The organism is Sorangium sp. So ce1504, assembly GCF_051521635.1.
Lineage (GTDB): Bacteria > Myxococcota_A > Polyangia > Polyangiales > Polyangiaceae > Sorangium > Sorangium cellulosum_B.
In genome coordinates this window covers 11,920,571-11,942,233 of the sequence record NZ_CP150365.1, presented here as the reverse complement: position 1 = coordinate 11,942,233, position 21,663 = coordinate 11,920,571, and the positions used below count along the sequence as shown (strand labels likewise).

Below are 21,663 nucleotides of genomic sequence, written 5' to 3'. Positions count from 1 at the left end.
CCGAGTCGGTCATCGTGCCCGGTGCGCGTGCACGACCGCGGCTTCGCCTCTAGAATCTTTGCTCCTTGCGGCACCCCGCGGCGCGCAGACATTGCAGTATCTGGAGGCCTTCGATGTCGTTTTGCTTGCCCAGAGTCACCTGGATTCTCGCCCTGGGACTCGCTGCGACAGCGTGCAGCTCGGCCCTGGAGGCGCCTCCTGACGAGATCGGTGAGGCGCGGGATGCCATTCAGGACGGATATCTCGACGACGGCGACAGGGCTGTCGTGGGCATCTACAACGACGTGATCGGCGCGATCTGCACCGGCAGTTTGATCGCCCCGAACGTGGTGCTGACGGCCCGTCATTGCGTGTCGGACATGGCCAATGAGCTCGACGGCCAGATCACCTGTCGATCGACGAAGTTCACGGACACGCACCTCGCGCGCCGGATCCTCGTGACGCCCGACGCGGAGATCGGCAGGTACGCGCGCTTCTACGGCGGCAGCGAGGTCGTGCTGCTCCCCGGCGAGGGGACGGACGCGTTCTGCGGCAACGATCAGGCGATCCTGATCCTGGACGAGCCGATCCCGGAGAGCGAGGCCGTGCCGCTCGTGCCGCGCGTCGACGTGCCGCTCGTGGAGGGCGAGGAGTACTACGCGGTCGGCTTCGGGGCGACGAACGACGAGAGCACGGGCGCGGGCCTGCGGCGGCGCCGCGACAGGCTGTTCATCGACTGCGTGGCTGACGGCTGCCCGTCGTCGCTGGTGAAGGCGACGGAGTGGGTCGGGGACACCGGCATCTGCGAGGGAGACTCGGGCGGACCCAGCCTCGATCTGATGCACCGCGTGATCGGCGTGACCTCGCGCGGGGCCGCGGGCTGCGAGTATCCGATCTACGGCTATGTGTACGGCTGGGCGGAATGGATTAAAGAGACGACCGTGCGCGCCGCCCGTGCCGGAGGATACAAGGAGCCCCCCTGGGCGACCGGCTACCCCACCGATCCCGCGTACTCGGCGGAGGTCGGCGCCACGTGCGAACAGCCGGAGCAGTGCCCTGCGAACGCGTGCCTCGACGGCACCTGCACGCGGCCCTGCAACGAGGCCGCGGCGTGCCCTGACGGCTACAGCTGCAACGGCGAGCCCGGCTTCTGCGCGAAGGTCCCCGAGCCGCCCGCAGACGACGAGTCGAGCGGGTCCTGCAGCGTGAGCCCGCGGCCTGATCCGACGCAGCCGGTCCCCTGGGTGCTCGGGGCCGCGAGCCTGGGCGCTCTCACGAGCCTGCGGCGGCGGCGCAGCCGGGAGCGGCTTGGCTGACGAGCGGCGCTCCTCCACGCGGAGCGCCGCCGGCGCGGCGCTCCTGCCGGGCGCCGCGAGGCCTGCGCTCCTGCCGGGCGCCGTGCGGGCCTCGCTCCTGCCGGGCGCCGTGCGGGCCTCGCTCCTGCCGGGCGCGCCGGGCCGCGCGCTCTCGCGGCGGGCCGCGCTCGCCGGGCTCGCGGCGCTCGGGCTCGCGGCGTGCGGGCGCACCGCCCCGGCGCGCGCGGCGGGTGCGCGCGTCGTCTCCCTGTCGCCCAGCACCACCGAGGCGGTCTGCGCGATCGGCGCCGGCGCGGCGCTCGTCGGCCGGTCCCGCTACTGCGACCACCCGCCCGAGGTGCTCGGACTGCCGAGCGTCGGCGGCTACGCCGATCCGAGCATCGAGGCGATCATCGCGCTCTCGCCGACCCTCGTCGTCGGCGCCCGCGGCCCCGCGGGGCCCGCGCTCGACGAGTCGCTGCGCGCGCACGGGATCGCGACGTGCTTCCCCGGCACCGAGTCGCTCGCGCAGATCGAGGACATGCTCACGGAGCTCGGGCGGCGGCTCGACGCGGCGCCCGGCGCGGAGCAGGCGATCGGCCGGATCCGCGCCCGGCGCCGCGCGGTCGAGCAGGCCGTCGCCGCAAAAGGCGCCCCGCGCGTCCGCGCCGCCCTGCTGTTCGACACCTCGCCCCTCTTCGTCGCGGGCCCCGGCAGCTTCCCCGATGAGCTCATCCGGCTGGCCGGCGGCGAGAACGTGATCGCCCGCGGCGGCGCCTACCCGTCGATCAGCGTCGAGCAGCTGCTCGCGCTGGATCCCGATGTCCTGCTCGACGGCACGTCGAGCGACGCCGACGCACAGGGCGCCTCCAGGCTGGCGGCGCTCCGGGACGCGCCCGGCTGGAGATCCCTGCGCGCCGTGCGCGAGGGGCGCCTGCGCCCGCTGAACACCGATGTCGCGCTGCGCCCGGGCCCGCGCATCGGCGACGGCCTCGCTTCCGTCGCGCGGGCGCTCCACGGCGACGCGCTGGCGCTCTCCGGCGACGCGGCCGTCCCTCCCTCGCCCGGCGGCGCAGGCCTCGCCGCGCCCGTGCCCAGGACGGACGCGCCATGACCCGCGTGCGCGCCGACGCCCTGCTCGTCGCCCGGAAGCTCGCCGGCTCGCGGACCGAAGCGCAGGCGCTGATCATGGCCGGCAAGGTCACCTCGGGGCCGCGCCGCATCGACAAGCCGGGCACGCTGCTCCCCGAGGACGCCGAGGTCCACGTCGCCTCCGGCCCTCGGTTCGTCTCGCGCGGCGGCGAGAAGCTCGAGCACGCGCTCGCGGCCTTCGCCGCGCACGGCCTCGACGTCGCCGGGAAGACGTGCGTCGACGTGGGCGCCTCGACCGGCGGCTTCACCGACTGCCTGCTCCAGCGCGGCGCGGCGCGGGTCTTCGCCGTCGACGTCGGCTACGGCCAGCTCGCCGCCAAGCTCCGCGCCGATGCGCGCGTCGAGGTGCGCGATCGGGTCAACGCCCGCGAGCTCCAGCGAGAGGACTTCGACGTCCCCATCGATCTCGTCGTCGTCGACGCGTCGTTCATCAGCATCTCCCGCCTCATCGACGCGATCGCCCGCCTGCTCCGCCCCTCGGGGGATCTCGTGGCGCTGATCAAGCCGCAGTTCGAGGCGGGCCGCGAGGCCGCCGCCCGCGGCCGCGGCGTCATCCGCGACGAGGCGACCCGCCTCGCGGCGATCGCCGACGGGCGCCAGGCCATCGAGGCCGCGGGCTTCTCGGTCGTCGGCCAGGTCGACAGCGCGGTGCGCGGGCCGAAGGGGAACGTCGAGCACTTCGTCCATGCGCGCCGCACCGGCTAGCCGCCGCGTTGATCAGCCGCCAGGTGCACCCCGTTGACCAGTCGCCGCGTCGGCTAGCCGCCATGCGCACCGCGTTGGCTGGCCGCGGCGCGCGACGCCGCGCGCCACGACGCCGGGCTCGGTCGCCGGAATCCGTGGAAAGTCGAACACTTAAGATGCTCCACGCCGACCGCATCGCGGCCCGACGGTGCTGACGTGCCGCGTAGACAATGGTAGACGCGGTGAGTACACGCGCTCTGAGCCGCTCCGTGGGCGGCCATGGCCACCGCGGGCGACCCCACGCGAGGCAGCCCGGCGACAGGGAGGACGACGACATGCTCGGACGACGGGGTTTGGTGAAGATGATCGCCGGGGCGCTCGCGCTCAGCGCGATGACGCTCGGTTGCGACAAGAAGAGCGAGGGTTCGGCCGACAACGCCGCCCAGCACGCCAAGGACGACGCCGAGTGGAAGGTCGGCGCTTACTTCAGCCTCTCGGGCGAGGAGACGGCGTTCGGCGTCGACTCGAAGGAGGCTATCGATCTCGCGATCGACGAGATCAACAAGGCCGGTGGGGTCAAGGGCAAGCCGATCCACGTCCTCTACGAGGACAACAAGTCGAAGCCCGAGGAGGCGACCAACAAGGTCCTGCAGCTCATCGATCGGGATCACGTGCTGGCCCTCCTCGGCGAGGTCGCCTCGTCGCGGTCGCGCGCCGGCGGCATCGTCGCCAACAAGAAGAAGGTGCCGATGATCACGCCGTCGTCCACGAACCCGGACGTGACGAAGGTCGGCCCGTTCGTGTTCCGCGCCTGCTTCACGGACGACGTGCAGGGCCAGATGGGCGCGCAGTTCATCGTGAACACGCTCGGCAAGAAGAAGGTGGGGCTCTTCTTCGCCTCCGACGACCTCTACTCGTCGGGCCTCGCCAAGGTTTTCCGCGACGAGGTGAAGCGCCTAGGCGGCGAGATCGTCATGGAGAAGAGCTTCCTCAAGAAGGAGACCAACTTCACGACGTACATCAACGAGCTCAAATCGGCGAACCCGGAGATGATCTACGCGCCGATCTATTACACGAGCATGGCCCCTGTCGCGCGGCAGGCCAAGGCCGCGGGCGTACCAGGGAGCATGTTCGTCGGCAGCGACGGGTGGGACGCGAACGAGCTCCTGCGCGACGCCGCGGAGGAGCTCGACGGCGCGTACTTCACGAACCACTACGCGCCGGACGTCCCCTGGCCCAACTCGCAGGCCTTCGTGAAGAAGTACAAGGAGCGGTACAACCGCACGCCGTCGAGCATCGCGGCGCAGGGCTATGACGCGGCCAGGCTGCTGGCCGACGCGATGGGCCGCGCGAAAGCGATGACGCCGGACGACATCCGGGCGGCCATCCAGGACACCAAGGGGTTCCAGGGCGCGACGGGCGTCATCACCATCGATGCCGAGCGCAATGCGGACAAGCCGGTCGTCATCGTCCGGATCAAGGACAAGCAGTTTACCTACTACGCGACGGTCAACGAGAAGGCTGCGAAGCAGTAGCGGCCGTCCCCGCGCGCTGGCTCGGACGTGAGGAGCGCGCGGAACGTGCGGAACGTGCGTTAAAGAGGTCTCCATGGAGAAGATCGTGAATGCCCTGATCACGGGGCTCGCCCAGGGGTCGATGATCGCGCTGGTCGCCCTCGGCTACACGATGGTTTACGGCATCCTCAAGCTCATCAACTTCGCTCATAGCGAGATCTTCATGATGGGCGCCTTCGCCGGGCTCTTCGGGATCGCGGCGTTCGGCGGCGGCAGCGCGCCGCTGTTCGCGGGCGTGGCCGGCACCCTCTGCGCGATGGCCTTCGCGGGCGTCCTCGGGGTCCTCGTCGAGAAGGTGGCTTACGCGCCGCTGCGCTCGCGAGGGCGGGGCCTCGCGAACACCCGGATCACGCCGCTGGTCACGGCGCTCGGGATGAGCGTGCTCCTCCAGAACCTGGCGCAGCTCCTCTTCACCGCCCGCTACCGCGGCTATCCGCAGCTCCTGCCGATCGAGAACACGCGGCAGGTGATCTTCGTCACCTCGATCCTCGTGATGATCGGCCTGGAGCTGCTCGTGCGGCGCACCTGGACGGGCAAGGCGATGCGCGCGCTCAGCGTGAACGTCGAGGCCGCCCGGTTGATGGGCGTCCGCACGAGCCGCATCATCGCGCTCACCTTCCTCACGGGCTCGATGCTCGCGGCGGTGGGCGCGGTGCTGTACTGCCTCGATCAGTCGCAGGTGTACCCCACGATGGGCGTCGTGATCGGCAACCGCGCGTTCGTGGCGGCGGTCATCGGCGGCATCGGCAACATCACGGGCGCCATGCTCGGGGGCATGCTGATCGGGATCATCGGAGAGATGACGAAGCTCACGCCCTACTCCGGCTTGCAGGACGTCCTTGTGTTCGCGGTGCTGATCGGGGTGCTCCTCGTGAAGCCGACGGGGCTGCTCGGCACGACCGGGACCGAGAAGGTGTAAGGCCGCCCTGGCCCGCCGGCCCACGCGCCGCGCTTCCATCCATCCTCCAGAACAAGCAGGCCACCCTGGCCCGCCGGCCCACGCGCCGCGCGTCCTTGCGGTATGCTCGGCGCATGCGACGCCTCGCTCTCGTCGTACCGCTCTCGCTGCTCGCGGCGTGCGCCGCGACGCCCCCCGCCAACTGGGTGCGCGGCGGCGCGCTGCTCGACATCCCCCGCGCGCGCTGGGCGCTCGCCGACCTCACGATCGACGTCATGCCGGACGGCAAGATCCTCGTGAACGGCGAGCACCAGCTCAGCGTCGATCGCGGCGGGCGCGTGTTCGGCCTGGAGGCCGAGCCGGTGGCGCTGCTCGAGCCGGACGGCCGGGTCACCGGCCCGAACGACGATCCGCTGGGCCAGGTCGGCGTGCTGCACGCCTCGCTGCCGCGCCAGGCGAACGCCTGGATCACGGTCGCCGAGGGCGGCGCGGTGATCCGCTACAGCGAGGAAGGCGAGCGGGAGCCGCTCGGCGCCTGGATGGGGTGCGAGGCGACGGCGCGGGCGCACCAGGCCTGCACGCTGATCACGCACCTCGTCGGGATGCGCATGGGCAAGCTGGCGCGGCCGCGCGCGCCGGACGCGCTGCAGATGGGGCTCGGGAACGGGCTCGGGCTCGGGACGGGGTCGCTGTTTCCTTAGAGGGGGGCGCGCCTACTTCAGCAGCCAGCCGAACAGCATGCGCTTCGTCGTGTCGCGGGAGACGGCCGCGAGCGAGTCGACGAGCGGGATCTCCTTCGGGCACACCTCGACGCAGTTCTGCGACTTGCCGCAATCGGTGATCCCACCCTCGCTCATCACCGACTCGAGGCGCTCGCCCTCGTGCATCGCCCCCGAAGGGTGCATGTTGTAGAGCCGCACCAGGTTGATGGCGAAGGCGCCGACGAACTTCGTCCCGTCGCTGTACTGCGGGCACGCCTCGACGCAGCAGCCGCACGTCATGCAGCGGGAGAGCGGATATCGCTCCTGCTGCCGCTCCGGCGACTCGCGCGGGCCCGGGCCGAGCTCGTGCGTGCCGTCGATGTCAATCCACGCCCGCACGCGCTTCATGTCCTCGAACATCCGGCTCCGGTCGACGAGCAGGTCGCGCACGAGCGGGAACTTGGACATCGGCTCCAGCGTGATCACCTCGCCCTTCGGCGCGAGCTGGTCGATGAGCGCCGAGCAGGCCTGTCGGACTCGACCGTTGATCACCATCGTGCACGAGCCGCACACCTCCTCCAGACACACCGCCTCCCAGACGACAGGAGCCACCTCCTTGCCGTCCACGGTCCGCGGATCCTTCTGGATCTGCTGCAGCGCGCTGATCACGTTCATCTGCGGCAGGTAGGGGACCTTGAACTCCTCCCAGCGCCGCGACTCCGTCCGATCCGCGGTGTCCTGCCGCCGCACGCGCAGGTGCACAAGCCGGCCCTCGCCCTTCGGCTGCGCCGGCGCCGCCGCCCCGTTCGCCTCGTCTCCTCTCGCCTTGGCCATCCTACACGCTCTTCTGCGACAGCTTCCCTGTCGCTTGCGCGCTCGCCGCGCTCGCCGCGCTCGCCGCGCCCGCCTGCTCGTACTTGCGCTCCCGCGGCGTCACGAGCGACGTGTCCACCGCGTCCGTCACGTGGATCGACTGGCCGGCGCACGCGTAGTCGAACTCGCGGACGAACCTCACCGCGCCCTTCTCCTCGTGGCGCGCCAGCGTCGTGCGCATCCACGCGGCGTCGTTCCGCGCCGGGAACTCCGGCTTGTAGTGCGCCCCGCGCGACTCGTCGCGGTTCCTCGCGCCCTGCGCGATGACCCGCGCGAGCACCAGCATGTTCTCGAGATGGCGCACGAACTGCGCCCCCTGGTTCACCCGCGGGGCCGTGTCCGTGCACTTGATCCGCCCCGCCCGCTCCTCGAGCTCGCCGAGCTTCTCGAGCACCCGGTCGAGCGTGGCGTTGTCGCGCTCGATCGTGCAGTCGCGCAGCATCGTCTCACCGAGCTCCTGGTGCAGCCGGTACGCGTTCTCCGGCTGCTTCGCGTCCTGGTTCTGCGTCAGGATGCGCTGGTAGCTCGACTCCGCGCGCTTCTCGGCCTTGTCGAAGATCGAGCGCGGCAGGTCGAGCGCGCTCCGCTTGATGCTCCGCTGATAGGTCGCGACGGCCGGCCCGCACACCATGCCGGCGTAGATGCACGAGAGCAGCGAGTTGGCGCCGAGCCGGTTGGCCCCGTGGTACTGGTAGTCCACCTCGCCCACCGCGTAGAGGCCCGGGATGCTCGTCGCGTGGTTGCGCGGCGACCCGGCCTTGAGCGAGCCCCGCGCGTCCGCCTCGTAGTCGACCCACAGGCCGCCCATCGAATAATGGACCGCCGGGAAGACCTTCATCGGGTTCTTGTACGGATCGGTGCCCGCGAACTTCTCGTAGATCTCGAGGATGCCCGCGAGCTTCGACCGGAGGAACTTCTCGTCCTTGTGGGTCAGGTCGAGGTAGACCTCGTTCTCGTTCCGGCCCGTCGCGGGGCTCCAGATGCCGCGCCCCTCGTGGAAGCACGTCTTGAAGATCGCGCGCGCGGCGATGTCGCGGGGGACGAGGTTGCCGTAGCCGGGGTACATCCGCTCGAGCAGGTAGTCGCGCTCCTTCTCGGGGATGTCCCGCGGGCTCCGCGCGTCGGTCTTGTCCTTCGGCACCCAGACGCGGCCGCCTTCGCCGCGCGCGCTCTCCGAGATGAGCCGCAGCTTGTCGGCGCCCGGGATCGCCGTCGGGTGCACCTGGATGAACTCGCCGTTCGCGTACACCGCGCCCTGCTGGTAGACCGCCGACGCCGCCGTCCCCGTGCAGATGACGCTCAGCGTGGAGCGGCCGAAGACGATGCCGCAGCCGCCCGTCGCGAGCACGACCGCGTCGCCCGTGAAGGCGCGGATCTGCATCGATTTCAGGTCCTGCGCGACGCAGCCCACGCACGTGCCGGAGTCGTCGAGGATCGCCTCGAGGAAGTCCCAGAACTCGAACTTCCGGACCATCTTCTCGCCCGGGATCGCCACGCCGTGCTCGTCGGTCACGTCGGCGAGCTCGTACCGCCGCACCTGCTCGTCGAGCGCGTAGAGCAGCTGCTGCCCCGTCGTGGCGCCGGCGAACGCCGTGCGGTGGTAGAGCGTGCCGCCGAAGCGGCGGAAGTCGAGCAGGCCCTCGGGCGTCCGGTTGAACGGCACGCCCATGCGATCGAGCATGTTCACGATGCCCGGCGCGGCCTCGGCCATCCCCTTGACGGGCGGCTGGTTCGCGAGGAAATCGCCGCCGTACGCCGTCTCCTCGAGGTGCACCTGGGGGCTGTCGCCCTCGCCCTTCGTGTTCACCGAGGCGTTGATGCCGCCCTGCGCGCACACCGAGTGCGAGCGCTTCACCGGCACGAGGGAGATCAGGTCGACAGGGACCTTCGCCTCGCACAGCTTGATCACCGTCATCAGGCCGGCGAGCCCGCCCCCGACGACGATCACGCGCCGAACCTTCCCCCCCTCGCTCCTCGTCGTGCTCTTCGCGGCCATGTTCGATCCCGATGCTCCCGCGCCGCTCCCCGGAAGGGCGCGGCCGATACGATGGTCAGTGCGAGGCCGGCGCGCCCACGTCGGCGCCTGCGCCGGCGCCGACAGACGCGCGCGCGGGCGCGCCGGTGGAACCGGTCGACGACGACGCGATGTCCGCGCAGGTGCGGCCCCCCTCCGCCGACGGGCCCGGCGTCCCGGGGAACGGCGCGCCGGTGGCGAAATAGATCACCGTGTTGGCGCCGAACAGGAAGACCACGAGGCCCACCGCGCCGAAGACCACCGCGGCCATCCGCTGCGCCCGGCGCGACACGGTGATCCCCCACGAGAAGCAGAAGCCCCAGAGGCCGTTGGCGAAGTGGAACACGCTCGCCGCGATGCCGAAGAGGTAGACGAGCGCGATCACCGGGACGCCGCCGACGGTCGACGCCATGTCGGCGCACAGCCGCGGGTAGAACTCCTCGGGCGCCATCCGGCCCAGCCACTTCTGCGCCCAGTACGACCAGAGGTGGAAGCCGATGAACGCGAAGGCGAGCACCCCCGTGACCCGCTGCAGCGTGTACATCCAGTTGCGCGAGAACGTGTAGCTGCCGACGTTCGGCTTGCCCTCGAGCACCAGCTTGACCCCGTAGAGGGCGTGGAACGCGAGCGGCAGCACGACGAGCCCGATCTCGAGCACGGGCAGGTACGGCATGTGCGAGATCTCGCCGACGGCCGCGTCGAACCGCTCCTGCCCCTGGAGCGCCTTCGCGTTCGTCCAGAAGTGGAAGAGCAGGAAACCGCCCACGGGGAGGGCGCCGGTGAGAGAATGCAGCTTGCGCAGGAGAAAGGACCGGCGGCTCTCGTGAAAGAGCGATCTCGCGGGGGTTGCCTCGGACACGCTGACCTCGATGGAAGGCGGGCGCGGCGGGTGTATGGGATGCCCCGGGTGACGTCAAGGTGAACGCAGTCAACAGTTCCGGCCGGTTTTCCGCTGCCTTTGGCGCGTCGAGCGGCGGCGCGGCATCTCGCCCGCGCCGCGGCGCCGCCGGGCAACGTCGGCCACTTCACGCCCGCGCGGCCGCGATCGCGGCGACGGCCCTGCTCGCGCTCGCCGCCGCGACCGCCAGCGCCGGCTGCGGCGCGCAGGAGGGCGGAGCGCCGGTGAGCCCGGCGCTGGCCGGGTCGCCCGCGGCCCAGGCCGAGCTGCGCCCCCTCCTCTCGCGCTTCGCGAACGGCGCGCGCGCGGAGCGCATCGCGCTCGAGCCGGAGCTCCTCGCCTTCCGGGGGCGCCACGCCTCCGACGACCTCGCGCGCGTCGCGACCGTCCACCTCGCGTGGATCGCCCTGGAGCGCGGGGACCTGCGCCGCGCCGGGGCGCTCGCGGCCGAGGTCGAGGCGGCGGGGCGGAGCGCGATCGGAGATCTCGCGCGCGTGATCCGCGGCGCGGCGCTCCGGCGAGCCGGCAAGCCGAGGCCCGCCTTCGGGGTGCTGCGCCCGCTGGTGAGCAAGATGATCGACGCGTACGTGCGCGCGCTCCTCAACGAGGAGGTCACCGCCGCCGCGATGGAGGCGGGCGCGTGGACGCAGGCGATCGAGCTGATGAGCGTCTGGCTGCGCGAGGCCGACGACGACCGGCGCGCCGCCGTCCGGGCGCAGATCGGGGCGCAGCTGCGCGAGGTGCCGATCGATCACCTCGTCCAGGCGCTCCGCGCCGGGCGGGCGACCGGCGAGGTCGTGAGCCCGGAGGTCGACCTGCGCTCGCTGGTCGCCGAGCGCCTCGCGATCGTCGCCCGCGAGCGCCGCGACGTGGCGCTCGCGAAGGAGCTGCTCGATCGGGCCGACGCGGCGCTCGGCACCCAGCGCGACGCGATCTTCGAGCTCGCGGCCGGCGCGGGGGCCGCGCGCGTCGAGCCGCCCACGGTCGGCCTGCTGCTGTCGACGCGCACGGCCGCGTCGCGCCGCCGGGGCGTCGAGATCGCCGCCGGCGTGGCGCACGGGCTCGGGCTGCTCCGGCCGGGCTCGGACGCGCGGCTCGTGAGCCGCGACGACGGCGGCGAGGGCAGCGTGGACGAGGCGCTGAACAGCCTCACCGCCGAGGGCGCCGCGGTGCTCATCGCCGGCTCCGATCGGGAGCAGGCGACCGAGGCGGCGAAGTTCGCGCGGACGCACGCGATCCCGGTGCTGCTCGTCCACCCGCCGGAGCCGGCGGCGCTGGACGGCGCGTTCGTCTTCGTCGTGGGCGAGGAGCCCGCGAGGAGCATCGAGGTGCTCGCCGCCGCGCTCGCGGAGCGGGGAGCGAAGCCGGTGGCGCTCGTGGGCGGCGATGCCGAGGTCCGGAAGGACGCGGCCCCCGCGCCGGCGGGCGCTGCGGGGGCCACGCCGGCGGGCGCTACCGGGGCCGCGACGGCGGGCGCCGCCGGGGCCGCGCCGCTGGCCGAGCGCGGCATCGCGCTGGCGCTGCCCTGCGACGGGACCTTCGACGCGCGCGCTCTCCGGCCCCCGGCCATCCGCGGGATGATCCTCGCCGGCGACGCGCGCTGCGCGGACCAGGCGCTCCGCGCGGCTCCCCGCTCGGTGACGATCGCGCTCGCCTTCGAGGCGGCCGTCGCGCCGCCGCCGGGATCGCTCGTCGCGACGGCGGGGCTCTTCCCGCTCCTCGCGGCGCCCTCCGGCGCGCAGCCTCCGCCGGGCGCGGGCGATCCCAGGGCGACGCCTGACTCGGGAGCGGCGGCCGCGCTCGCGGCGTGGCTCGCCACCCATCCGTCGCCGCCGAGCTTCTGGGCGGCGCTCGGGCGCGACGCCGGCGTGCTCGCCTGGGCCGGCGTGCAGCGGCTGCCGAAGACGGGCACCGAGGACCCGGCGGAGGTGAAGGCGCGGCGCCTCGCTGCCGCGAGCGCCATGAGCACCGCGACGGCGGAGCTCTGGACGACGGCGGCGGACGGCTTCGGCGGGCGGCGCGTGCTGCCGCGGGTGATCGGCCACCGCGAGAGCGGGAAAGCGCGATGAGCGGGGCGAAAGCGCGGTGAATGACGCGGCTCACGTGGCCGGCGCCCGGCCAGCGCGGGGCACGACGCGCGAGGCCGCGCGTGGAGACCGTGCCGGCGCGTCGCCCCGGGGCTGCTCCGGCCTGCCGGCGGGCGTAGCATGGCGCCGCATGATCCGCCGAGCCCTCTCCTGTGCCGCCGCCGCCGCGCTCCTGGCGATCGCCCCTGCCGCGCTCGCCGATCGGGTGGCGTTGCTCCCCACGCGCGGGGGCACCGACGAGGCCGCCCGGAGCGCCGCCCAGGCCGAGGTCGCGCGCGGGCTCGCCGCCCTCGGCCACACCACGGCGCCGGACGGCGCGGTCGCTGCCGCGCTCAAGGACGTCGCCGATGGCGTCGCCGACAGCGCGGACGAGTACCGCGCGGTGGGCGCGCGGACGGGCACGGACTGGGTCCTGACCGGCACCGTCGATCCTGCGGTCACGACCACCCGGATCGAGCTCACCGCGTACCTCGCCTCGACGGGCCGGGTCGAGTCGGTCGCCAGGGAGGTCGACCGGGGTAAAGAGGCCCGGCAGACGCAGGAGATGCTGGCGGTCCTGCTCCGCCCGGAGGGCGTCGGCGCCGGCGAGCTCCCCTGGGAGCGCGCCGCGCGCTCCGCTCCGGCGAGCGCGCCCCCGCCTCCGTCCGCGGGCGGGGCGATCGTGCTGCCCCCCGTGCCGGCGCCGCCGCCCGCGCCGCCCGCGAAGGAGGTGCTGATGGCGTATCCCCTCGGGCCGGAGCGCGGTTGGCCGGCGTACTCGGGCGGGCGCCGGGTCGCCCTCTCCGCGTCGCTCGGGCTGGCCGTCGCGGCGGCGCGCCTCCCGGGCGCGAGCGGCAGCGCGGCCTCGCTGGTCGGGGAGGCGCGCGTGGCCTATGCGCCCGGCGACCGCGGGCTCGAGCTGTTCGCCGGCGGCGGCGGCAACCTGGCCGGCCCCTTCGCCGGCTGGATCGAGGGCGGCGCGCGCCTGCTGCTGACGCCCAGCCTGACGCCGCACGACGGGGCCTGGCGCGCGTTCCCGCTCCACCTCGGCCCGTCGCTCCGCGCGGGCGCGTTCTTCAGGTCCGCCCCCGGCGCCGTGGGCCCCGATCTCACGACGTACCACGGCGACCTCGAGGTCCACCCGGTGCTCGGGGCGTCGCTCGACGTCGCGCTCGCGCTGAGCCCCTCGGTGCAGCTCGAGGCCCAGCTCGGCAACCTCCGGTGGGTTCCCACGGGGGGCGGCTCCCTGTTGCTGGTCGGCGCGACGCTCGGCGCCGGGGCCCGGTTCTGACGCATGCGCATCGAGCTGCCGAGCCGCCGCAGCACCATCCGCCTGGCACGGGCGCTCGCCGCGCGCCTCGCGGGCGGCGATCTGGTCGTCCTCGCCGGCGATCTCGGCGCCGGGAAGACGTTCTTCGCCCGCGCCCTCTGCCGGGCGCTCGGCGTCCCGCCGGCGCTCCCGATCACCAGCCCGACGTTCACGCTCGTCCACGAGCACGAGGGCCGCGTCCCCATCGCGCACGCCGACGCCTACCGCCTCGGGGGCGCGTCCTCCGCGGGGGGCGCGCGCGACGACGCGGCCGCGGAGCTCGCCCAGCTCGGGCTGCGCGAGCGCCGCGCGGAGGGCGCGCTCGTCGTGGTGGAGTGGGGCGAGCCGTTCGTGGAGGCGCTCGGGGGCGACGCGCTCCTGATCCACCTCGCCGCCCCCGAGGACCCGGCCGCGCCCGGCCGCGCCGCCGAGATCAGGGCGACCGGCGCGCGGAGCGGCGAGGTGCTCGCGGCGCTGGAGGGGGAGCGGCCCCTGTAGGCTCCGCTCGCCATGGCGACGTGCCGCAGGCGAGCGGCTCGGTGGAAGCGACTGCTGCGTGAGTCGAAGGCGCGACGCGCGTTCGACAAGGTCGATCCGCATGCGCCGCTTCAGCCGAGCTGCCGGAGCTTCTTTTCCAGGTAGTAGGCAGCAGCCTGGCAGTAGGGCGGCAAGAGACCGGTCCCATCCGGAGTCGATGCAAGCTCCAGCAACTCCTTCACGCGTGCGGCCCGCGGCGCCTTCTTTTGGAATTGAGACCGGAGGGCACCGATCACGTCCCTCCGGTTCCGTCGAAGACGAGCGATGTTGAGGTTCAGACGCTCGATCTGCGCTTCGACGCTGGCGCGCATCGCGGGCTCCAGGCCCTCGGCGGGTCGCATCTCCCCCTGGTTCGTATACGAGAACATCGAACTGACGTCGGGCGGAGACGCCGCCGGGTTCAGCTCGATCCGCTGCTCCTCTCTCGGGAGATGTCCGCGGTAGGTGTCGCAGTGATAGCGCTTGCGGTGCTCTCCTCCGCCCTCGCGGATGCCCACGTCGCCCAAACAGACCCCGAGCAGATTGTCCCAGTCGAAGACCAGCTCCGGCGACAGCGCGCGGGTCTCGAAGTGCTCGATCTTCATGCCCTCGGCGCTCGGCGGTCCCGGCAGCGGGGACATGCAGTACGCGCAGAGCCCATGCTGCTCCTTGAACGCGTGCTCCCGCATCTGCTGCCGCTGTGTTCCATGCACCGAGCTCCAGGCTGCGCCAGGGGTGCCCCGGAGGTCGGCCAGGCACGCGGGCTCGCGGGCCTTCTCAATCCGGCGCATTTCCGGTCTCCGCCATGGAGATCTCCCACCGCGCGGTGACGATCTGAGCGTCGTCCTCGCCGAGGAGGCTCGATAGCTCCGCCAGCAGCGCCTTCGCTGCCTCGAGCTGGCCGTCGTCGATCAACCGCGCGAGCTCGTCGAGCTTGTCCTGCGTCTCCTTCAGGCGCGACGGGGCACCGAGGATGTCCTCCAGGATGGTGTTGGTGTCCTTTCCCGCGATCCTCTCGACCCGGTGCGCCTGGTGATCCGGGTCGAGGAGACGCACCGATCCGCGCGGGGCCGCCGACATCACCTGAGGCGAGTGCGTCGTCACGACGAACTGGATGCCGGGGAACGCGCGAAGAAGATCGTCGAGCACGCGCCATTGCCACGCGGGGTGGAGGTGGAGATCTACCTCGTCGATGAGCACGACGCCCGTGGCCCGCGCCGGTGCTTCGGCGCCGAGCTGCGGGTTGAGCTGCGTCGCGCGCCACGCGATGTCTGCCGCCACCGCGATGAGGTTCCGCTGGCCATCGGAGAGAGCCCCGAAGGGGAGGGAGGAGCCATCCAGGAAGTCGACGCGCAGTTCCTGGTGGTTGGCGCTGTAATAGATCCGGCGAGCTCCCTCGAGGCAAGCGCACGCCGCCGCGCTCACCCCCTCCAGTTCGGGGCTTCGCACCTCGGAGAGCGGGCGCCCTTCCTCCGCGGCCCGCGCGAGGCGCTGGACGCGATCCTCCTCGCGCCAAGCCATCCAGGCCTCGAACCCCTTCTGGTCGGACGCGGCCTCGAGCGAGGCCCGGTAGCCTTGAAGCCTGGACTTCAAGCCCGCCCTCTCGGGGTTCCTGTCCCGCTTGTGGTGCCACAGCCGACCTGTTCCGTAGTAGGCGAGCACCGGGAGCGCGATGGGCTCGGCGCCCGATATCGCATCCTCGATGCCACGAGGCATGAACCGGGTCGCCTCCAGCGGACCTTCCCGACCGGACTTGGTGACGCCCGTCGTCGTGCGGCTGTCTGCGCCGCGAAGCTCCCTCGCCCACGCCACGTGGCCCAGCGGGGTTTCACCGCTCGCTTCGACGCGCACCGGGTAGCACGTCGCCATGCTCGGGACGCCGCCGTGCATCGTGGTAACAAAGCGCGCTGCCGACTTCGCGATCGGGCGGTCGTCCCGGCTCGCGTTGAAGAAGCTCAGCCACGCGCCCAGCGCCACTGCCAGCCCTTCGAGCACGGTCGTCTTGCCCGTCCCGTTGCGGCCGACGAGCACCGTGAGCCGCGGCTCCAGATGCAGCGCGAACCGCTCGAAGGCGCGGAAGTTGATCAACCGGATCTCGTCGATTCGCATCGAGGCTCGATGGGTGATACGCGGTGGAAACCCGGGGAGCTAGCGGTTTTCGCCGGGATCGCTGGGTCCGCTGGCCGCCGCCTTGGGCAAGTTGAGCGCTGAGAGGATCGTGTCCTTCCGCGCCTCTTGCCGGTGCCACGCCTCTACCATGACGCAGCCAGGCACCGCCTCATGGTGCGAAGGCACCACCGCGGCGCAGCCCTACCCCGTGTGGCCTCCCGGAGTCGGCGCAGCGGGCACCTCTCCGGCGGCACCCCCACCTGCCACCGCGAAAGCCCATCAGGCCGTGCGCCCGCCCGCCGGGCGGCCCTCCCCGGCCACGCGCCGGCGCGAAGCGCGCGCCGCGGCGCGGGCGAGCGGGCGCGCGGGGTCGTCGCGAGCCCGGCCCCGTGCGCGGCGGCGTTGCGTGGTACAAGAGCGCACCGTGAAGGAAGGCGCTGAGACCAGCCGCGGCCAGCTGCTCGACAGGGCGCTGGAGCCGGTCCTCGCGTTCCTCGACAACATCGGCAACATCGTCACGCTCACCTTCCAGACGATCGTCTGGCTCGTGCGCCCGCCGTTCCGCCCCGCCCAGTTCCTCGCGGCGATGGACTTCATGGGCGCGCAGTCGGTCTTCATCGTCGGCCTGACCGGCGTCTTCAGCGGCATGGTCGTCACGCTGCAGACGTCCTACGCGCTGCGCGCGTTCAGCGCCGAGGGCCGCGTCGGCGGCCTCGTCGCGGTCTCGCTGGCCCGCGAGCTCGCGCCGGTCTTCTCCGCGATCATGGTCACCGCCCGCGCCGGCAGCGCGATGGCCGCGGAGCTCGGCAACATGCGCGTCACCGAGCAGATCGACGCGATCGCGACGATGGGCGTGAGCCCCGTGCAGTACCTGCTCTCGCCCCGGCTCTTCGCCGCGACGGTGATGCTGCCGCTGCTCTGCATCCTGTACACGAGCGTCGGCATGTGCGGCTCGTACCTCGTCGCCGTGCTCTGGCTCGGCGGCGACGAGGGGGCGTTCTTCCAGAGCATCCGCGACTTCGCCCTCCCCAAGGACATCTCCATGGGGCTCATCAAGGCGTGCGTCTTCGGCTTCATCGTCTCGTCGGTCTCGTGCCGCCACGGCTTCTACGCCTCGGGCGGCGCGCGCGGCGTCGGCGTCGCGACCACGCGCGCGGTCGTCGAGAGCTGCGTCACCGTGCTCGTCACGAACTACATCCTGACGCAGCTCTTGCTCGACATGTGAGCCGCGACGGAGGACCGCTGCCCTCCACGTGCCGCGATGCTGCGGCGCGGCGGCGCGGATGTTACGGTGACCGGCGTGTCGCTCGATCGCGCCTCCGAAGTCGAAAAGTTCGATCACTACGCCCCCACCTACCGCGAGGCGCACCAGCGGAGCGTGCGCCTGAGCGGGGAAGGGCCCGAGTACTTCGCCGAGCACAAGCTCGGGTGCCTGGCGCGGGCCGGCGTGTCCAGCGCGCACAGCGTGCTCGACTACGGCTGCGGCACCGGCAGCCTCACGCGCTTGCTCTGCGGTCGCTTCGCCTTCGTCGGCGCCTTCGATCCGTCGGCGGAGAGCGCCAAGCTTGCGCGCGAGCAGGCTCCGAGCGCGACCGTGTACGGCGAGGAGGCCGCCATCCCGAGCGAGCGGTTCGACGCGGCCGTGCTGTCGGGCGTGTTGCACCACGTTCCGCCGCCCGAGCGCTCCAGGCTGGTGCAGGCGGTTGCGGCCAAGCTCAAGCCGGGTGGGCGCCTGTTCGTCTTCGAGCACAACCCGTACAACCCGCTCACGCGGCGAGCGGTGCGGCTGTGTCCGTTCGACGACGACGCCATCCTGCTTCCGCCACGCGAGGTGCGCGCGCTGCTCGCTGGCGCGCTTGCCTCGGTGCGGCAGGACTACGTGCTGTTCTTCCCGCGGCCGCTCGCGCCCTTGCGGCCGCTCGAGCCCTGGCTCGCGTGGTTCCCGCTCGGCGCGCAGACCATGACGGTCGGCGTGCGTGCCGGCGCTTGAGGCGCCCTCGCCGGGGCCCTGCCGCCCGTCCTCGCCGCTGCTATGGGGGCATGACGCGCCCGGTATCCGCTCTGGATTGCATCGATTGAACCGCTGGTATGCGAGTTCAACTCGCCACCGGCCCCCACACGTCCTCGGCCTACACCTCTTCCGCCGGGTCGGGTTGCACCTTCCGGTGCGGCCCCCGGGCGTCTAGCTTCGCCTCATGAGCACCTCGTCCCTCTCCAACCGCCACTACATCCTGAAGGCGCGCCCCGAGGGCCCGCCGGACCGCAGCCATTTCGAGCTCCGCGAGGCGCCGGTCCGGGAGCCTGGCGACGGCGAAGTCCTCGTCCGCACGCGCTACCTGTCCGTCGATCCGACGAACCGGCTCTGGATGAGCGACATGAAGCAATACATGCCGCCCGTGAACCAGGGCGAGGTGATGCGCGCGCTCGGCGTCGGCGTCGTCGAGCGCTCCCGTCACCCCGACTATGGCGCAGGAGACCTCGTCTCCGGCCTCCTCGGCTGGCAGGACTACAACGTCGCGGCTCCCGGCGACCTCGCCCTCACGCGCTTGCCCGCGCTGGACGTCCCGCTCGGCGCCTTCCTCTGCCCACTTCACGTGGCCGGCGGCTTCACCGCTTATGTCGGCCTCTTCGATATCGCGCAGCCGAGGCCCGGCGAGACCATCGTCGTGTCCGCCGCCGCCGGCTCCGTGGGCTCCCTGGTCGGCCAGATGGGCAAGATCGCGGGCTGTCGCGTGGTGGGCATCGCCGGCAGCGACGCCGGGTGCCGCTATGTGACCGAGGAGCTCGGCTTCGACGCCTGCATCAATTACCGCACCGAGGATGTCGCGGCGGCGCTCGACCGCGCCTGTCCGGACGGTGTCGACATCGATTTCGAGAACGCAGGCGGCGACATCCTGGACACCGTGCTCGACAAGATGAACCTCTTCGGAAGGGTCACGATCTGCGGCCTCATCTCGACGTACAACGACAAGCAGCCCCGCCCGGGCCCTGTGCGCTTCCCGCTGATACTGATGCAGCGGCTCCGGTTGCAAGGCTTCGTCATCCTCGATCATCAAGCGCGCTTCCCCGAGGCCTTCGAGAAGATCCACGGCTGGATCAAGGAGGGCAAGATCACCTGGCGCGAGCGCGTGGTGGAAGGCCTCGAGAACGCCCCGGATGCGCTCGCGATGCTCTTCCAGCCGAACAAGATCGGAAAGCTGCTGATCAAGGTCTCCGAGTGATCAGCCAGGCCGGCGGACGCCCATATCGACAAGGCGGGGCAGGACCTCCTCTCTGAAGTACGGGAGCTCGGCAGCGTAGTCGATGAAGCAGAGGGCCAGGCCGCGGACCCCGACGAGCTCTCTCCCCGGGGCCGGTCAGCTCATCGAGACCTCGAGCTCACCAGGAGACTACCGCAGCCCCCCCGGCGGATCCGGCTCCCGCAGCGCGATCAGCGCCGGCGAGAGCTGCACCGGGTACCTCGCCGGCGCGCGCAGGAGCGCGACCGCGTCCGGCAGCAGCTGGCGCGCCGCCAGGGAGCGCTCGCGCCCGGCGCTCGCCGGCTCCGGCGACTCGAGCGCGCGCCCGCCGCGCATCGCCGCGCGCGCGAGCGGGGCGAGCCTCGCGACCCCGAGCGCGCGCGGCGCAAGCATCCGCTCGTGCGCGAGGTGGATCACGTCGAAGGCCGCGCGCCCCGCCTCGTCGTAGTAGCGCGCCACCATCTTCCGCCCCGCGATCACGTCCCCGCGATCGCTCGTGCCCTGCCGGAGCGCCCACGCCCCCGCCTCCTCGAGCGCCACGAGCTCGCAGCGCGCCACCGGCAGCCCCTCGACGGCCTCCCCGAGCCCCGACGCGACCCAGCCGCCCGCGCTCGTGCGCACGCGCCTCGCCTCGAGGAGCAGCGCCTCCTCGTCATCGCCCCCGAGGTCGACCATCGGATCGGCGTACCAGGGCCAGCGGCCCTCGAGCGGGGACGGCGGCGGCGCGAGCTCGCCGAGGTCGATCCCCGCCTCGCAGCGGAACGGGATGCCGAGCGCCGTGGCCGCGAGCGCGCTCGTCGTCGCCACGGCGCCGCCCACGTGCGCCGCGCGGGCGAGCGCGAGCGCCTCGTCGGCGAACGGCACGCTCGCCGACGACCCGTCGACGATGTCGCCGCCGCCCGCCGCGATGTGGAGCCGCGCTGCCCGCGTCGCCGCGGCCGTGCCGCGGCGGAGCGCCGGAGCGAGCAGCGCGCCCACGAGCAGCGCCTCGACGAACGGCCCCTCGACCGAGGCAACGGGCGTCCCCGGGAAGGCGATCGTCCCGTCGGGCATCGCGTCGATGTCGACCGAGAGCGGCGCGCCGGCGAGCCGCTCCTCGAGCGCGTCGCTCAGGCCGCACGCCGCGCGCGCCGCCGAGACCGCCGCCGCGTCGAAGCGGGCTCCGTCCCCCGCGAGCGCCTCGAGCGCCGCCTCGACCCCCGCGACCACGAGAAAACCCGTGTGGGGCGGCATCGCGGCGAAGGCGAGCTCGAAGCTCGCGCGCCGGTCGGCGACCCCCGCGTGGACGAGGCGATCGGCGTCGAGCAGCGCGCGTCCGTCGCGGAGCAGCGGGCTCGCTCGCAGCAGGGGCGCCGGCATCGGCCTCCGTCAGAGCCGCTCGGCCAGCATCCGCGTGCCGGCGGCCGTCGAGGCCTCGTCGAAGAGGAACGGCAGCATCACGGTGGGCAGGTCGAGATCGCGGCGCAGGCGGGCCAGGCTCTCGCGCTGCACCGACTCGCGCATCGCCCGCCGCGCGCCGGCCACGAAGGCGCTCTCGACGGTGTCCGCGGCGCGCGCCGGCGCCTGGATGTCGAGGCGCGCCGGGTCGACGAGGAGCGCCCGCTGCTCCTCGGGCGAGAACAGCGCCGGCAGCACGCCGTTGATGATCACCCGGTGGACGGGCAGGCCAAGGTCGCCCCGGACCTCCGCCACGAGCTCGACGGTCTCGGTCGCCGGCATCTCCTCCGGGAGCGTCACGACGACGACCCCGCTCCGCGCGGGATCCCTGAACATCGCCCACGCCGCCTCGGCGTCCCGGCGCAGGATGCCCGGCGGCGCCACGTCGAGGATCACCTTCGGCACCCGCAGCATGTCCACCCCGTGCCCCGTCGCGGGCGCGTCGAGCAGGACCACGTCGAAGCGGTTCGAGCCGTCCGGGAGCAGCTCCGTCGTGTGGAACCACGCCTTGCCGAGCATCGCCCACTCGAACAGCCCGGGCACCGCGCGGAAGAAGGTGCGCGTGTACTTGTTGTCGAAGACGAGATCGGCCGCGGCGCGCATCTTCAGGACCATCTCGCCGTACTCCCGGAGGGCCCTGTCCGGCGCGATGTTCACCGCCGACACGCGCTCGGCGACCTGGATGACCTCCGGGCCGATCGGCTTCGAGCCGAGGATGGCGGAGAGCCGCTCCTTCGTGTGGCACATCGCGACGAGGACGCGCTTGCCGCGGGCGGCGAAGGCGAGGGCGAGGGCGCCCGAGATCGTCGTCTTCCCGACCCCTCCCTTGCCGGTCACGAACAGGAAGCGCCGGCGCTCGAGCTCCGGCAGGTCCTGGCCGAGCCCGCCCGCTTTTGAGGCTTGATAGACGCTGGTCATT

19 protein-coding genes are annotated in these 21,663 nt (G+C 72.6%); 12 read left to right on the top strand and 7 right to left on the bottom strand.

What is annotated here, in order from left to right:
- The first annotated feature begins 113 nt into the window (after positions 1-113).
- The 6 genes from WMF39_RS44970 (at position 114) to WMF39_RS44945 (ending at position 6,283) form a co-directional block, all read left to right on the top strand.
- Complete coding sequence (locus tag WMF39_RS44970) at positions 114-1,295, top strand: trypsin-like serine peptidase (RefSeq protein WP_437742575.1); 1,182 nt, start codon at positions 114-116, stop codon at positions 1,293-1,295.
- A complete protein-coding gene (locus tag WMF39_RS44965) occupies positions 1,288-2,388 on the top strand; it encodes an ABC transporter substrate-binding protein (protein WP_437742574.1) in 1,101 nt (366 codons plus the stop codon). The genes WMF39_RS44970 and WMF39_RS44965 overlap by 8 nt, the downstream gene beginning before the upstream one ends.
- The gene (locus WMF39_RS44960; protein WP_437742573.1) at positions 2,385-3,131 is read left to right on the top strand and encodes a TlyA family RNA methyltransferase; all 747 of its coding nucleotides are present in this window, start codon (positions 2,385-2,387) and stop codon (positions 3,129-3,131) included. The genes WMF39_RS44965 and WMF39_RS44960 overlap by 4 nt, the downstream gene beginning before the upstream one ends.
- Before the next feature lie 314 nt (positions 3,132-3,445).
- Positions 3,446-4,645 (top strand): ABC transporter substrate-binding protein, encoded by a 1,200-nt coding sequence (locus WMF39_RS44955; RefSeq protein ID WP_437742572.1) that lies wholly within the window; start codon positions 3,446-3,448, stop codon positions 4,643-4,645.
- A gap of 73 nt (positions 4,646-4,718) precedes the next feature.
- Positions 4,719-5,603 carry a branched-chain amino acid ABC transporter permease gene (locus WMF39_RS44950; RefSeq protein WP_437742571.1) on the top strand — a complete coding sequence of 295 codons (885 nt, stop codon included), beginning with the start codon at positions 4,719-4,721 and terminating at the stop codon, positions 5,601-5,603.
- Between the two features lie 113 nt (positions 5,604-5,716).
- Entirely contained in the window at positions 5,717-6,283 is a 567-nt protein-coding gene (locus tag WMF39_RS44945; protein ID WP_437742570.1) for a hypothetical protein, read from the top strand.
- Between the two features lie 12 nt (positions 6,284-6,295).
- Here WMF39_RS44945 and sdhB read toward each other — a convergent pair whose 3' ends face one another.
- Genes sdhB through WMF39_RS44930 form a run of 3 tightly spaced genes read right to left on the bottom strand, consistent with a single transcriptional unit; the run spans position 6,296 to position 10,029 of the window.
- Complete coding sequence (sdhB, locus tag WMF39_RS44940; protein WP_437742569.1) at positions 6,296-7,117, bottom strand: succinate dehydrogenase iron-sulfur subunit; 822 nt, start codon at positions 7,115-7,117, stop codon at positions 6,296-6,298.
- Position 7,118: 1 nt separating this feature from the next.
- Entirely contained in the window at positions 7,119-9,152 is a 2,034-nt protein-coding gene (gene sdhA, locus WMF39_RS44935; protein ID WP_437742568.1) for a succinate dehydrogenase flavoprotein subunit, read from the bottom strand.
- A gap of 55 nt (positions 9,153-9,207) precedes the next feature.
- Positions 9,208-10,029, bottom strand: coding sequence for a succinate dehydrogenase (locus WMF39_RS44930; protein WP_437742567.1), 822 nt, complete (start codon positions 10,027-10,029; stop codon positions 9,208-9,210).
- A gap of 263 nt (positions 10,030-10,292) precedes the next feature.
- Here WMF39_RS44930 and WMF39_RS44925 point away from each other — a divergent pair, with 263 nt between their 5' ends.
- The 3 genes from WMF39_RS44925 to tsaE all read left to right on the top strand — a co-directional run bounded on the left by WMF39_RS44925 (position 10,293) and on the right by tsaE (position 13,941).
- Positions 10,293-12,137, top strand: a complete 1,845-nt coding sequence (locus tag WMF39_RS44925) for a hypothetical protein (RefSeq protein ID WP_437742566.1) — start codon at positions 10,293-10,295, stop codon at positions 12,135-12,137.
- Between the two features lie 148 nt (positions 12,138-12,285).
- Entirely contained in the window at positions 12,286-13,425 is a 1,140-nt protein-coding gene (locus WMF39_RS44920) for a hypothetical protein (RefSeq protein WP_437742565.1), read from the top strand.
- Between the two features lie 3 nt (positions 13,426-13,428).
- Positions 13,429-13,941, top strand: a complete 513-nt coding sequence (gene tsaE, locus WMF39_RS44915; protein ID WP_437742564.1) for a tRNA (adenosine(37)-N6)-threonylcarbamoyltransferase complex ATPase subunit type 1 TsaE — start codon at positions 13,429-13,431, stop codon at positions 13,939-13,941.
- 110 nt (positions 13,942-14,051) lie between these two features.
- Here tsaE and WMF39_RS44910 read toward each other — a convergent pair whose 3' ends face one another.
- Together WMF39_RS44910 and WMF39_RS44905 are read right to left on the bottom strand one after the other, a co-directional pair.
- Positions 14,052-14,750: a retron system putative HNH endonuclease gene (locus WMF39_RS44910; RefSeq protein WP_437742563.1), complete on the bottom strand. Its 699-nt coding sequence runs from the start codon at positions 14,748-14,750 to the stop codon at positions 14,052-14,054.
- Positions 14,737-16,068 (bottom strand): AAA family ATPase, encoded by a 1,332-nt coding sequence (locus tag WMF39_RS44905; protein ID WP_437742562.1) that lies wholly within the window; start codon positions 16,066-16,068, stop codon positions 14,737-14,739. The genes WMF39_RS44910 and WMF39_RS44905 overlap by 14 nt, the downstream gene beginning before the upstream one ends.
- Before the next feature lie 424 nt (positions 16,069-16,492).
- Here WMF39_RS44905 and WMF39_RS44900 point away from each other — a divergent pair, with 424 nt between their 5' ends.
- The 3 genes from WMF39_RS44900 (at position 16,493) to WMF39_RS44890 (ending at position 19,289) form a co-directional block, all read left to right on the top strand.
- Positions 16,493-17,293 carry an MlaE family ABC transporter permease gene (locus WMF39_RS44900; protein WP_437296096.1) on the top strand — a complete coding sequence of 267 codons (801 nt, stop codon included), beginning with the start codon at positions 16,493-16,495 and terminating at the stop codon, positions 17,291-17,293.
- Positions 17,294-17,359: 66 nt separating this feature from the next.
- Positions 17,360-18,058, top strand: a complete 699-nt coding sequence (locus tag WMF39_RS44895) for a class I SAM-dependent methyltransferase (protein WP_437742561.1) — start codon at positions 17,360-17,362, stop codon at positions 18,056-18,058.
- 205 nt (positions 18,059-18,263) lie between these two features.
- Positions 18,264-19,289, top strand: coding sequence for an NADP-dependent oxidoreductase (locus WMF39_RS44890; RefSeq protein ID WP_437742560.1), 1,026 nt, complete (start codon positions 18,264-18,266; stop codon positions 19,287-19,289).
- 168 nt (positions 19,290-19,457) lie between these two features.
- Here WMF39_RS44890 and WMF39_RS44885 read toward each other — a convergent pair whose 3' ends face one another.
- Positions 19,458-20,666, bottom strand: a complete 1,209-nt coding sequence (locus tag WMF39_RS44885) for a hypothetical protein (RefSeq protein WP_437742559.1) — start codon at positions 20,664-20,666, stop codon at positions 19,458-19,460.
- Positions 20,667-20,675: 9 nt separating this feature from the next.
- Positions 20,676-21,662 carry an ArsA family ATPase gene (locus WMF39_RS44880; protein ID WP_437742558.1) on the bottom strand — a complete coding sequence of 329 codons (987 nt, stop codon included), beginning with the start codon at positions 21,660-21,662 and terminating at the stop codon, positions 20,676-20,678.
- Position 21,663 lies beyond the last annotated feature (1 nt).